The sequence below is a fragment of the Oleispirillum naphthae genome, assembly GCA_027864655.1.
GTDB lineage: Bacteria > Pseudomonadota > Alphaproteobacteria > Rhodospirillales > Rhodospirillaceae > Oleispirillum > Oleispirillum naphthae.
Genome location: JAQAZG010000001.1, coordinates 195060 through 207121, shown reverse-complemented (window position 1 = coordinate 207121; position 12062 = coordinate 195060). Strand labels below are relative to the sequence as shown.

The following is a 12062-nucleotide window of genomic DNA, read 5'->3' as shown; positions in this document are numbered from 1 at the left end:
CCATGGGGGATTGCGCAATCCCGGTGCCGTCAAGCCGCTCCGGGGACTCTCCGTTACCGAGGATTGTGCATACCATACCATGAGTTAGCCCGCGATAGAGAAGCGGACGCACAAGGGAGGTTGCATTCGGCCTTGTCATGCGCCATTGGGCAAGCTAGCTTTTTGGCGGTCGTTCCGGCGGCCAACCCGGTCATGATAACGCCGTAAGGCGGTGGCTCCGTAGGAGGGAGTTGCGGGACGCAGAGGGCGTGCGCACCCCGGTATTGCTTTTGTTGGGGGATATCCGGGTGTCCGTACGGGACTTCCGGGAGTGTGTGGGCCAGAAGTTGGGGGGGAATCCGTGTCGTTCGATCCATCGCACCCAAATGACTCGCGCTTTGTGGCGTGGCTTCGCCGCCGTTTCCCCGAACGGCTGATCTTCATTCGCACCAGCGGGGCGACTCGCACCATCACGCTCACCACCGGCCGTCAGGTCCTGGTGACCACGGTGCTGCTGGGCGTCTTGGGGTGGACCGCCTACGCTTCCGGCATGCAGGTGGCGCACGAGGCGATTCTCGCGCTGAAGCGCGATCAGGTGGAGGCGGCGCGCGCCGCCCACGACGAAATTCTCGCGGAAATCGTGAGCTACCGCGAAAAGATCGCGGCGATCACCGCCGAGATGCAGAAGGGCTATGCCCACCTCAAGGAAATCGCCACCCAGGACGCCGATCTGCAGAGGGAGGCGGCGGTGCTGGAGAAGCGCCTGGGCGCTTCCGGGCGGTCGGACGCGGCGAAGCAGCGCGACCAGAGCCAGCTCGACGGGCTTGCCGCGAAGCAGGAAAAGCTCAACGCCGAGCGCCAGGGGGTCGAGCACGATCGCGACCACCTGCGCACCCAGTTGGCCGAAATCGATGCGCGGATGCGCCGCGTGGCGGATAGCGGCAAGGTCGAGAGCGACACCCTGGAACTGCGCCAGGCGGTGTTGCAGCGCGACCTGGCGATCTCCCAGCGCGACAAGCTGATGTCCGAGAACAAGAACCTCGGCGACCGCCTGCTGAAGATTCAAGGCGCGCAGAGGCAGATTCTCGAGCAGGTTTCCTCCCTTGCCGACGGCGGCATCGCCCAGATCGAAAAAACCCTGAAAAAGACCGGCCTCAACGTCGAGCAGCTGCTCGGCAAGCAGGAAGCCAACCGCGGCGGGCCCTACATCCCCGCGGATCTGCCGGACCTCGGCCGCGAAGACCTCAACACCGCGATGAAGAGCCTGAGCGAGCAGATCGACCGCTGGGATGGCTTGTCGCGCTTGATGGAGGCTTTGCCGCTCGGTTATCCTATCAAGTCTCCGCGCATCACCAGCGGCTTCGGCTATCGCCGCGATCCCTTCACCGGCGATCTGGCGGAGCACTCGGGAATCGACTTCCGGGGTGAGAAGGGCGATGTCGCCCTGGCGACGGCGCCGGGCACCGTGGTTTTCGTCGGAGACCGAGGCAACTACGGCAATGTGGTCGATCTCGATCACGGCATGGGCTTCGTGACCCGCTATGCGCACCTGGAGAAACCCTTGGTGAAGCTCGGCGAGGAAGTCCAGGTGGGGGCGAAGGTAGGTTTGGTCGGGAATTCGGGGCGGAGCACCGGACGGCATCTCCACTACGAAGTGCGTTACAACGGGCAGCCGTACAACCCCAAGGAACTGATCAGGGTCAAACGTTATGTTCAGAAAAACCAGTAAGGAAACGGCGAGCGAGGCAAGCATGGCCGACAAGAAGGTTATTCCCCCCTCGATCATCAGCCGTGGCTTGACGATCACCGGCGACCTCGTCAGCGATGGCGAAATCCAGGTGGACGGCTGTGTGCAGGGCGATATCCGTTGCGCATCCCTGGTCGTCGGCCTGAGCGGCGAGATCATGGGCGAGGTGCGCACCGCCTCCATACGCCTGCACGGCCAACTCACCGGCCAGGTACATGCCGAGAGCGTGTTCCTTGCCTCCACGGCGCGGATGATCGGCGACGTGTACCACCAGAGCCTGGCGATCGAGCCCGGCGCCTTCCTGCAGGGCATGTGCCGCCGCAGCGACGAGGAGCAGGCCGCCGTGCCGCCCGCCATCGCCGCGCCGGTGGTGCGTCCGGCGGAGGAGAAGGCCGACGAATCGGTCTCTTCGGACGAGGTTTCCTCTCTGGCGATGTCGGGCAAGCCGGTGCGCGGCCTGATGGGCGTGGCGTCCTGATCGACCGCTGAGGCGGTAGGCGTTGCGGGCCGGCGGAAACGCCGGCCCGTTGCGTTTTACGGGGTGGACAGCTCGACCAGGCGGATGGAGTCGCCGCCGAGGCGGCGGTGATAGATTTCGGCATTCTCCAGAACCCGCTGCACGTAGTTGCGGGTTTCCTTGAAGGGGATCGACTCCATCCAGGTCAGGGTGTCGATCTCGCCGGAGCGCGGGTCGCCGATATTACGCAGCCACTGGTCCACACGGCGCTCCCCGGCGTTGTAGGCGGCCAGAGCCAGCGCCGGGTGCCCGTCGTAGCGGGCGAGCAGGCGGTCGAGATAGTGGCTGCCGATGGCGACGTTGGTGCTGGGGCGGCGCAGCAGGGTGGCGGGCGCATAGGGCTGCTGCATCATTTTCGCCTCGTGCTCCGCGGTTCGGGGCATCAGCTGCATCAGGCCGCGGGCCCCGGCGGAACTGATGGCGCGGGTGTCGAAGTTGCTCTCCTGGCGGATCACCCCGAGCACCAGGAAGGGGGCGGGGCTCTTCGGCAGGTCGATCCAATCCGGGATCGGGTAGCTCAGTTTGGTTTCCTGCACGTTGTGCTGGCGCAGCAGGCGCGACAGGCGCACCCCCTGGTGCAGCGACAGGGCGGAAACCTCGTTCACCGCGGCAAGACGCTCGTCGTCGTTGTGCGCCGCGTAATAGAAGGCGCGGGCGAAGGCGGCGAAGACGCGGTCCTCCCCGGTCTGGTCGAGATGACGCAGGATCGCAGAGAACTCGTGGCGGTGCGCCCAGGCGAGCGCCTCCTTGCCCGGCGCGCGCTCCGGCAGGGGAACGGGAGATTTTCCGGCGCGCCTGGCGGCGAGCTGGCCGTAGAAGGTGCTGGGCTCGGCCGCGGACTGGGCGAACCACTGGGCGGAGCGTTCCGCATTGCCGCGCGCGGCGAAGGCGCGCGCCAGCCAATAGGCGCCGCGCGCCCGGCTGACCGGGGTTCCCACCACGTCGTAGAGGCGCTGGAAGTGGCGCTCGGCGGCGTCGTTGTCCTTGAGGAACTGGAAGGCGATCCACCCCGCCAGCCATTCGGCGTCGGCGACGCCGGAGGCGGTGGTGAGCGCGTGCTTCGCGGCGAGGCCGTAGGCCTGGCTGATCCGCCCATCGGCCAGCGCATCGCGGGCGAGCGTCGCCTGCTCCGCCCACCACAGGTCGGGGTAGGGGCGCGCGCCGTCGTGGGAGAGCAGAACGGCAGCCGCTTCCTCGTCCTTGTTCTTGCGGCGCAGCCACCGCGCATTCTCATAAACAACTCCAGGATCGTTTCGCAACTCATTGGGAATACGTCTGAGTTCGTTCGCCGCGCCGCTGCTCATCGTGGCCATGGCGATACGTGCCTCGGCCATCGCGCGGGGCGCGCCGGAGACCCGGCGCAACTGGCGGTGCGCCTCGGCGAAGCGGCGCTCCCAGATCAGGCGGTCGAGCCGCGCCAAGTGGTCCTCGTCGCGCAACCAGCCGCCGTGCGCCGCGAGAAAAGCCTTCTCCTGGTCGGCGGTGAACGCCTCGGCGCTCCAGATGCGGCGGTAGAGACGCGCCGCCTCCTCGGTGCGGCCCTGGGCCTCCGCCCGGTCCGCCATCCATACCGCGCCCTCGCGGGTGAGGGCCTTTCCTGCGGCGAACCAGGCGGCGCGGTCGGCGTCCGAGCCGGTGGTCCAGATCGCCTCTTCGGCGCGGCGGCGCAGGCCCGCGCGGTCCGGCCATGCGGGGTTGGCGGTGAGGAAGGCATGGATTTCCGCGAAGCTCGCGCCGCTCTTCGGCGCGCGCAGGTACATCCAGGCGAGCACCTTGGAAAGCGGGGCCTTCGGTGCGGCGGAAATCGCCTTCTTCACCGCGGCCCAGTTTCCCGCCTCCGCCTGGGCAAAGCCGGGGGCACGGGCCTCCGGCTTGCGGGGCGGCGGCGCGGGCGGCTTGTCCTTGCGGACCGAAGGCTTGGCGGATTTCTTGGCGGGGGAGGGCTTCTTCGCCGGTTTGTCGGCCTTGGCGGCGGCAAGGCGAATCTCCCCGCCGGCGGCTTGCGCGGGCGCCGTCGCGGGCAGCGCGAGTCCCACCGCCATGCACCCGACCATGACCGCCGCAATGCGGCGGAGCGCTGCCGGAAGCCTTTGAAAGCCTGCCGATATCATCGCCCTGGACGCCAAACCACGCAATTGCCCGGCGGGCGGCGAATGTGGTTATTCTGTCGCTTCTGCCCGCTAAGTGGTATAAACCCCGGAATCACGGCATTCGCAAGACGGATTTTTGATCGATGGAGATCCCGATGTTCAAAGGCTCGATGACCGCGCTGGTAACCCCGTTCCGCAACGGCAAGGTGGACGAGAAAGCGTTTGCCGATTTCGTCGATTGGCAGATCAAAGAGGGCACGCACGCGCTGATTCCGTGCGGCACCACCGGGGAGTCGCCGACTCTCTCGCATGCGGAACACGACCGCGTGATCGAGATCTGCATCGAGGTGTCCAGAGGCCGCGCGCCGGTGATCGCGGGCGCGGGCTCCAACTCCACGGAAGAGGCGATCCGCCTGTCCAAGCACGCCCAGGCGGCGGGCGCGGACGCCCTGCTGGTGGTCACCCCCTATTACAACAAGCCGAATCCCGAAGGGCAGTACCTGCACTTCAAGGCGGTGGCCGAGGCGGTGAACCTGCCGGTCTTCATCTACAACATCCCCGGACGCAGCGTCATCGACATGTCGGTGGCGACCATGGCCCGCCTTGCGGCGCTGCCCAACATCGTCGGCGTCAAGGACGCCACGGCCGATCTCGTCCGTCCGCTCAAGGTGCGCACCCAGATCGGTCCGGAGTTCATCCAGCTCTCCGGCGAGGACGCGACCGTCACCGCGTTTCTGGCGCAGGGCGGCGTGGGCTGCATCTCGGTGACCGCCAACGTCGCGCCGAATCTGTGCTCGCAGCTCCATACCGCATGGATGGAGGGCGACTTCGCCAAGGTCTGGGAACTGCGCGACCGCCTGATGCCGCTGCACGACGCGATGTTCTGCGAGCCCAACCCCGGCCCGGCGAAATACGCCGCCTCCCTGCTCGGCCGCGTCCTGGCGGATTGCCGCCTGCCGCTCGCGCCGCTGGCGGCGGAGAGCAAGGCCAAGGTCGAGGCCGCAATGCAGAAGGTGGGGTTGCTGTAAGGCGCTTCGATACGCATGAAACAGCCGCGTAAGGCACTCATCTCCACCGGCGTGGTCAGCGAGAACCGCCGGGCGCGCTACAATTACCTCATCGAGGATACGGTCGAGGCCGGTCTCGTGCTGTCCGGCAGCGAGGTGAAATCCCTGCGCCACGGACAGGCCAACCTCAACGACGCCTACGCCGGCGGCATCAAGGGCGGCGGCGAGGCGGAGATCGCCCTCTACAACGCCTACATCCCGGAATACGCCAAGGCGACGATCTTCCAGCACGAGGCGCGGCGGCCGCGCAAGCTCCTCCTCCACAAGCGCGAGGCGCGCAAATGGCTGGGCGCGGTCTCCCGCGAGGGGCGCACCATCGTGCCGCTGAAGCTCTATTTCAACGACAAGGGCGTCGCCAAGGTCCTCCTCGGTCTCGCCACCGGCAAGAAACAGCACGACAAACGCGAAACCGAAAAAGCCCGCGACTGGCAACGCGAAAAATCCCGCATCTTGCGGGACAAGAGCTGAAAACCAGGCATGGTTCCACCCGGACCCGCAAGGGGCCGGAAGGCCCCTTGACCCCATAACTTGTTTTTACCGCGAAGCGGCAGGCAACATGTTCGTTGCCGCCGCCGCAGGATTATGGCGCTTCGCGCAAAAAGCCAAAGTTATGGGGTGTGCGAGGGGACCGAGTCCCCTCGCAAAGTTTTCGTTGTTTACGGCCGCAGCGTCACCGCCTGTGCGAACACGGCGCGGAACATTTCCGGCGTCAGGCGGCGGGTATTGGTGTTGTAGCGGGAGCAGTGATAGCTGTCGAAGAGGGTGAGGCCGCCGAGTTCGTGGACTGCGCCGTGGGCGAAGGGGAAGGCGGCCTTGCGCCGTTCGAGCGCGGAGAGCACCGCATTGTGCGCGATGGCGCCGAGCGCGAGGAGCGCCCGCAAGCTTGGGGTCTCGGCGATTTCCGCGGTGAGGAAGGGCAGGCAGGTCTTGGCCTCCGCCGGGGTGGGTTTGTTCTCCGGCGGCACGCAACGCACCGCGTTGGCGATGCGGCAGCCGCTGAGTTCCAGCCCGTCGTCCGGCGCGCGGCCATAGGCGCCGCGGGCCAATCCGAAGGCGGAGAGGGTTTCGTAGAGCAGGTCCCCGGCATAGTCGCCGGTGAAGGGGCGGCCGGTGCGGTTGGCGCCGTGCAGGCCCGGCGCTAGGCCGACCACCAGGAGCCATGGCTCCGGCGCGCCGAAGGAGGGCACCGGCGCGTTGAAATAGGCGGGGAAGGCGGTGCGGTTGTCTGTACGGAATCCGGCGAGGCGCGGGCAGAGGGCGCAGTCGTGCGCGGGGCCGCCTGCGGCCCGGTCAGGCGTCATCGTCGAGAAGGCCCATCAGCTCGTGTTCCGGGTTTTCCCGGCTCATCGGCATGCGCAGCTCCTCGCGGGCGTTGCTGTTGCTGTTGCTGTTGTTGCCGGTGGAGCGGGCGATCATCGGCTGCAACTCGGACAGTTCGATGAAGTTGTCGGCCTGGCGGCGCAGCTCGTCGGCGACCATCGGCGGCTGCGAGCGCACGGTGGAAACCACGGTGACGCGCACGCCCTTGCGCTGCACCGCCTCGACCAGGCGGCGGAAGTCGCCGTCGCCGGAGAAGAGTACGATGTGCTGCAGGTGCGCGGCCATTTCCATCACGTCGATCGCCAGCTCGATGTCCATGTTGCCCTTGATCTTGCGGCGGCCGGAGGCATCGGTGAACTCTTTGGTCGGCTTGGTGACCATGGTGTAGCCGTTGTAGTCCAGCCAATCGACCAGAGGGCGGATCGGCGAGTATTCCTGGTCTTCGATCAGTGCGGTGTAATAGAAGGCGCGCACCAGAATGCCTTTTTCGGCAAACAGTTCGAGCAGGCGCTTGTAGTCGATATCGAAACCGAGGGCGCGCGCGGCGGCATAGAGATTCGATCCGTCGATGAACAGACCGATTCGTTCCTGGGAATAGAAAATCATCGTCGGCAATTCCGCAATACGGGGCTATGAGTATGGGCGAGACGCTGAAGGCGAAAATGAAGCGGATGAAATGACTTTTAAAAAATCTTCGACAACCGCGCCCGACCGCGAATCCCGGATAAACCGGAACAAATAAATACCAAACCTTCCTTCGTTCAGGTTATGTAAGGTCCGATCCCCGGGCCGGTCAACGGCTTTCACCAAAAGATCGTCCGCTTTTCGCCATTATTTTGGAAAGGATAGGCCGGTGATTCTGATTGCGCTGGGCGGCAACCTGCCCACCGCCTGCGGTTCTCCGCGCCAGACCCTGGAGGCGGCGCTCTTGCGTTTTCCCGCCCATGGGCTCGCCGTGGCGGGGCGGTCGCCATGGTACGAAACCGCGCCGGTGCCGGTTTCCGACCAGCCGTTCTTCGTCAACGGCGTGGTTTGCGTCGAAACCGCGCTCGACGCCGCGGCGGCGATGGCGGCGCTGCACGCCATCGAGGCGGAGTTCGGCCGCGTGCGCAGCGTTCCCAATGCGGCGCGGGGACTGGATCTCGACCTTCTGGACTACCGGGGGGAGGTGCGCGCCGCATCGCCGGTGCTGCCGCATCCGCGGCTTGCGGAGCGCGCCTTCGTGCTTCATCCGCTGCGTGACGTTGCGCCGGACTGGCGGCACCCGGTTTCGGGGGAAAGCGCCGAGGAGCTGATCGCCCGCCTGCCGCCGGGGCAGAAAATCCGCCGCCTCGATTGAGCCGCGGGGGGCTCTTGCCGCGCGCGGGACTTGCCTTTATCTTTGGTAGGGATTAAAAGTGCACTCCCTTTTTTGCGGCAATCAGGATATCCCATGGCGCGCGTCACGGTAGAAGACTGCATTCTCAAGGTTCCGAACCGCTTCGAACTGGTCCTTCTGACCTCCCAACGGGCGCGGGACGTCAGCGCCGGCGCTCAGCTGACGGTGGATCGCGACAACGACAAGACCACTGTGGTCTCGCTGCGCGAGATCGCCGAGGAGTCGGTGGACATCAGCGGCCTGCGCACCGCCCTGATCCAGGGCCTGCAGAAGACCGTGGACTTCGACGAGCCGGAGGACGACGCCGAGATGCAGGCGATCGAGATCGAACTCGCCGAGGTCTCGATGAGTCTGGACCTCTCCCAGGAAATGCGGGAAGATTCCCTCTCCGAACAGGATGAGACGGATTTCATCGCCCCGGACGAGACCGAAGAGGAAGCGTAAACGGTTTCCCGGTCCGCCGGGCCGGGGCGGGGCAGATGCGTGGGGGCGCTTCGTTGGGCGCGCCGTCATCCAAAAGCGGCTGCAATGGCCGCTTTTGTCGTCTGTGGCGTGGCGTACATATGTAGGGAGTGGTGGTCGGCATGGGCATGATGCGCCAGTACGAACTGGTCGAACGGGTGAAGTCCTACGATCCCGCTGCGGACGAGGCGGCGCTCAACCGTGCCTACGTCTACGCGATGAAGATGCACGGCAGCCAGGTGCGGGAAAGCGGCGATCCCTATTTCTCGCACCCCGTCGAGGTCGCGGGCATCCTGACCAAGTACAAGCTCGACACCGCCTCGATCATCACCGGCCTGCTTCACGACACCATCGAGGACACCCCGGCCACCTTCGGCGATATCAAGGAGATGTTCGGCCCGGATGTCGCCAATCTGGTGGACGGCGTCACCAAGCTCACCCGCATCCAGCTTCAGTCCGACCTCTCCAAGCAGGCGGAGAACTTTCGCAAGTTCGTGCTGGCGATGAGCGAGGACATCCGCGTTCTCCTGGTCAAGCTCGCCGACCGCACCCACAACATGCGGACCCTGCACTTCGTCTCCTCGCCGGAGAAGCGCCGCCGCATCGCGCTCGAAACCATGGAGATCTATGCGCCGCTGGCGGAGCGCATCGGCCTGCAGGAGGTCAAGTCGGAGCTCGAGGACCTGGCCTACGCCGAACTGCACCCGGATGCGCGGCAATCGATCATCACGCGGCTTTCCTTCCTGCGGGAGCAGGGCACGGCGCTGATCGACACGATCATCGAGGAACTGCGCGACACCCTCTCCGCGGGCGGGGTGATCGCCAACGTCACCGGGCGCGAAAAGACGCCGTATTCGATCTGGCGCAAGATGCAGCGCAAGGACGTGGGCTTCGAGCAGCTTTCCGATATCATGGCGTTCCGCATCCTGGTGGACAACCTGGAGGACTGCTACCGCTCGCTCGGCATCATCCACAGCCAGTACCCGATGGTTCCCGGCCGCTTCAAGGACTACATCTCGACGCCGAAGCCCAACGGCTATCAATGCCTGCACACCGGGGTGATCGGTCCGCAACGCCACCGCATCGAGGTGCAGATCCGCACCCGCGAGATGCACGCGGTCAACGAACTCGGCGTTGCGGCGCACTGGCAGTACAAACAGGGCGCTTCCCACGACGGCAAGCAGTTCCGCTGGCTGCGCGAGATGCTGGAAATCCTCGAGCACACCTCGAGCCCCGAGGAATTCCTGGAGAACACCCGGCTGGAGATGTACGCCGACCAGGTGTTCTGCTTCACCCCGAAGGGGGATCTGGTGTCCCTGCCCGCCGGTTCGACGCCGGTGGATTTCGCCTATGCGGTGCACACCGCGGTGGGCGATCACTGCGTCGGAGCCAAGGTCAACGGACGCATCGTCACCCTGCGTACCGAGCTGAAGAACGGCGACCAGGTGGAGATCGTCACCTCCAAGACGCAGCACCCCTCGCCGGAATGGGAGCGCTTCGTCGTCACCGCCAAGGCGCGCACCCGCATCCGCCGCTTCGTGCGCACCCAGCAGCGCGAGCAGTACCTGGAGCTCGGCCGCCAGATTATCGAACGCGCCTTCCGCCAGGCGGGGGTGGAGCTTTCCGAAAAGGGCCTGGACGGCTGCTGCAAGCAGTTCAAGGTGGGCAGCGTCGATGACCTGCGCGTCGTGGTGGGAGAGGGCAACGTCTCCGGGCGCGAGGTGGTGCAGGCGGTCTATCCGGAGCTGAAGGACCAGCCCAAGACCGACAAGATCGTGCCGATGACGCGCGCCCGCACCAAGCCGAAGCCGGGCGCGGCGCTGCCGATCAAGGGGCTGATCCCCGGCATGGCGATCCACTTCGCGCAGTGCTGCCACCCGCTGCCGGGCGACCGCATCGTCGGCATCGTCTCCACCGGCAAGGGGGTGACGGTGCACACCATCGACTGCCCGACCCTGGAGCGCCTCGCCGACGAACCGGAACGCTGGCTCGACATCTCCTGGGACGAGGACACCCGCGACGACTCCCACATCGGCCGGGTGAAACTGATCCTCACCAACGAGCCCGCGGCTCTGGCCACCCTGACGACGCTGATCGCGCAGAACAACGGCAACATCGTCAATCTCAAGATCATCAACCGCTCCAAGGCGTTCTTCGAAGTCATCGTCGATATCGAAGTGCGCGACGTGCGGCACCTCACCAACATCATCGCCGCCCTGCGCGCCACCACGGTGATCAGCGCCGTGGAGCGCGCCCGCAACTGACCCCGGGACGAAACCAGTGACTCCAGATAAGACCTTGCGTTTGGGCGTGAACATCGACCACGTGGCGACGCTGCGCAACGCGCGCGGCGGCGGCCTGCCCGACCCGCTGCGCGCCGCGGCGCTGGCGGTCGCGGCGGGGGCGGACGGCATCACCGCGCATCTGCGGGAGGACCGCCGCCACATCAAGGACGCGGACATCGTGCGCCTGAAGGCGGAAATTCCGGCGCCCTTGAACATGGAGATGGCGGCGACGCCGGAGATGGTGGAAATCGCGCTCGCCACGCGGCCGCACGCCTGCTGCCTGGTGCCGGAAAACCGCGCCGAACGCACCACCGAGGGTGGGCTTGCCGTGCTCACCCCCGGACCGTTCCTCGCCGAGGCGGTGGCGGCGCTGGGCAGGGGCGGCATCCGGGTTTCGTTGTTCGTCGAGCCGGACGTGAAGGTGCTGGACGCGTGCAAGGCCCTCGGCGCGCCGGTGGTGGAACTGCACACCGGGGCCTATTGCGAGGCGCAGGGCGCGGCGCGGCAAGCCGAACTGGCGCGCATCGCCGCCGCGGCGGCGCATGCGGCGGCGATCGGGCTGGAATGCCACGCCGGGCACGGCCTGGATTACGAGACGGTGGGCGCGGTGGCGGCGATCCCGACGATCCGCGAACTCAACATCGGCCACTTCCTGATCGGCGAGGCGGTGTTCGTCGGCCTCGCCGAGGCGATCGCCGGGATGCGGCGGCGCATGGATGCGGCGCGGGGCGGCGCATGATCCTCGGCATCGGCAACGACCTCATCGACATCCGCCGCATCGAGGCGACCCTGGAACGTTTCGGCGAGCGTTTCGTGCAGCGCATCTTCACGCCCGCGGAGCAGGCCAAGGCAACGCGCCGCAAGGGCGTGCCGCGGATCTATGCCTCCACCCTGGCCAAGCGTTTCGCCGCCAAGGAGGCGTGCGCCAAGGCGCTCGGCACCGGGCTGCGCAGGGGCGTGTTCTGGCGCGACATGGGGGTGGTCAACGCGCCCTCGGGCCAGCCGACGCTGCTGCTCACCGGCGGCGCGGCGGCGCGCGCGGCGGCGCTCGTTCCGCCCGGGCATGCGGCGCGCCTGCACCTCACCATGACCGACGATTATCCCTGGGCCGAGGCGGTGGTGATTCTCGAAGCGGTGCCGGAAACGCCCGCGCAGGGGGATTGACGACTTGACAGGACCCTGCCGAAACCGCTCTTATCGCCTCGGGCGCACGTCCG

General features: G+C 66.5%; 12 protein-coding genes. 9 read left to right on the top strand and 3 right to left on the bottom strand.

Features of this window, described 5'->3' with window-relative positions; all coding sequences use genetic code 11:
* Positions 1-379: 379 nt before the first annotated feature.
* Positions 380-1708 carry a peptidoglycan DD-metalloendopeptidase family protein gene (locus O7R11_RS00975; RefSeq protein ID WP_337995601.1) on the top strand — a complete coding sequence of 443 codons (1329 nt, stop codon included), beginning with the start codon at positions 380-382 and terminating at the stop codon, positions 1706-1708.
* A 22-nt stretch (positions 1709-1730) separates the two neighbouring features.
* Entirely contained in the window at positions 1731-2204 is a 474-nt protein-coding gene (locus tag O7R11_RS00970) for a bactofilin family protein (RefSeq protein WP_337995600.1), read from the top strand.
* A 56-nt stretch (positions 2205-2260) separates the two neighbouring features.
* Here the strand turns inward: O7R11_RS00970 and O7R11_RS00965 are convergent, their stop codons facing one another.
* Entirely contained in the window at positions 2261-4285 is a 2025-nt protein-coding gene (locus tag O7R11_RS00965) for a lytic transglycosylase domain-containing protein (RefSeq protein ID WP_337995599.1), read from the bottom strand.
* 203 nt (positions 4286-4488) lie between these two features.
* Here O7R11_RS00965 and dapA point away from each other — a divergent pair, with 203 nt between their 5' ends.
* Entirely contained in the window at positions 4489-5361 is an 873-nt protein-coding gene (gene dapA / locus O7R11_RS00960) for a 4-hydroxy-tetrahydrodipicolinate synthase (protein WP_337995840.1), read from the top strand.
* Positions 5362-5376: 15 nt separating this feature from the next.
* Positions 5377-5868 carry an SsrA-binding protein SmpB gene (smpB, locus tag O7R11_RS00955; protein WP_337995598.1) on the top strand — a complete coding sequence of 164 codons (492 nt, stop codon included), beginning with the start codon at positions 5377-5379 and terminating at the stop codon, positions 5866-5868.
* Positions 5869-6056: 188 nt separating this feature from the next.
* Here the strand turns inward: smpB and O7R11_RS00950 are convergent, their stop codons facing one another.
* Both O7R11_RS00950 and O7R11_RS00945 read right to left on the bottom strand, forming a co-directional pair.
* A complete protein-coding gene (locus O7R11_RS00950) occupies positions 6057-6701 on the bottom strand; it encodes a uracil-DNA glycosylase (protein ID WP_337995597.1) in 645 nt (214 codons plus the stop codon).
* Positions 6691-7326, bottom strand: a complete 636-nt coding sequence (locus O7R11_RS00945) for a LabA-like NYN domain-containing protein (RefSeq protein ID WP_337995596.1) — start codon at positions 7324-7326, stop codon at positions 6691-6693. Before O7R11_RS00945 ends, O7R11_RS00950 begins: the two co-directional genes overlap by 11 nt.
* Positions 7327-7573: 247 nt before the next feature.
* On the opposite strand from O7R11_RS00945, the gene folK reads away from it, so the two are divergent.
* The 5 genes from folK (at position 7574) to acpS (ending at position 12009) form a co-directional block, all read left to right on the top strand.
* Complete coding sequence (gene folK / locus O7R11_RS00940; protein WP_337995595.1) at positions 7574-8059, top strand: 2-amino-4-hydroxy-6-hydroxymethyldihydropteridine diphosphokinase; 486 nt, start codon at positions 7574-7576, stop codon at positions 8057-8059.
* Positions 8060-8152: 93 nt separating this feature from the next.
* Complete coding sequence (gene rpoZ / locus O7R11_RS00935; RefSeq protein WP_337995594.1) at positions 8153-8542, top strand: DNA-directed RNA polymerase subunit omega; 390 nt, start codon at positions 8153-8155, stop codon at positions 8540-8542.
* Between the two features lie 146 nt (positions 8543-8688).
* Complete coding sequence (locus O7R11_RS00930) at positions 8689-10824, top strand: RelA/SpoT family protein (RefSeq protein ID WP_337995839.1); 2136 nt, start codon at positions 8689-8691, stop codon at positions 10822-10824.
* Between the two features lie 16 nt (positions 10825-10840).
* The gene (locus O7R11_RS00925) at positions 10841-11584 is read left to right on the top strand and encodes a pyridoxine 5'-phosphate synthase (protein WP_337995593.1); all 744 of its coding nucleotides are present in this window, start codon (positions 10841-10843) and stop codon (positions 11582-11584) included.
* Positions 11581-12009: a holo-ACP synthase gene (gene acpS, locus O7R11_RS00920; RefSeq protein WP_337995592.1), complete on the top strand. Its 429-nt coding sequence runs from the start codon at positions 11581-11583 to the stop codon at positions 12007-12009. The genes O7R11_RS00925 and acpS overlap by 4 nt, the downstream gene beginning before the upstream one ends.
* The last annotated feature ends 53 nt before the right edge of the window (positions 12010-12062 follow it).

Excerpts from the sequence above, each read along its gene's own strand:
- smpB (WP_337995598.1), top strand. The coding sequence starts at position 5,377 with ATGAAACAGCCGCGTAAGGCACTCATCTCCACCGGCGTGGTCAGCGAG.
- dapA (WP_337995840.1), top strand. The coding sequence starts at position 4,489 with ATGTTCAAAGGCTCGATGACCGCGCTGGTAACCCCGTTCCGCAACGGC.
- O7R11_RS00950 (WP_337995597.1), bottom strand. The coding sequence starts at position 6,701 with ATGACGCCTGACCGGGCCGCAGGCGGCCCCGCGCACGACTGCGCCCTC.
- O7R11_RS00945 (WP_337995596.1), bottom strand. The coding sequence starts at position 7,326 with ATGATTTTCTATTCCCAGGAACGAATCGGTCTGTTCATCGACGGATCG.
- rpoZ (WP_337995594.1), top strand. The coding sequence starts at position 8,153 with ATGGCGCGCGTCACGGTAGAAGACTGCATTCTCAAGGTTCCGAACCGC.
- O7R11_RS00930 (WP_337995839.1), top strand. The coding sequence starts at position 8,689 with ATGATGCGCCAGTACGAACTGGTCGAACGGGTGAAGTCCTACGATCCC.
- acpS (WP_337995592.1), top strand. The coding sequence starts at position 11,581 with ATGATCCTCGGCATCGGCAACGACCTCATCGACATCCGCCGCATCGAG.
- O7R11_RS00970 (WP_337995600.1), top strand. The coding sequence starts at position 1,731 with ATGGCCGACAAGAAGGTTATTCCCCCCTCGATCATCAGCCGTGGCTTG.
- O7R11_RS00965 (WP_337995599.1), bottom strand. The coding sequence starts at position 4,285 with ATGGCGGTGGGACTCGCGCTGCCCGCGACGGCGCCCGCGCAAGCCGCC.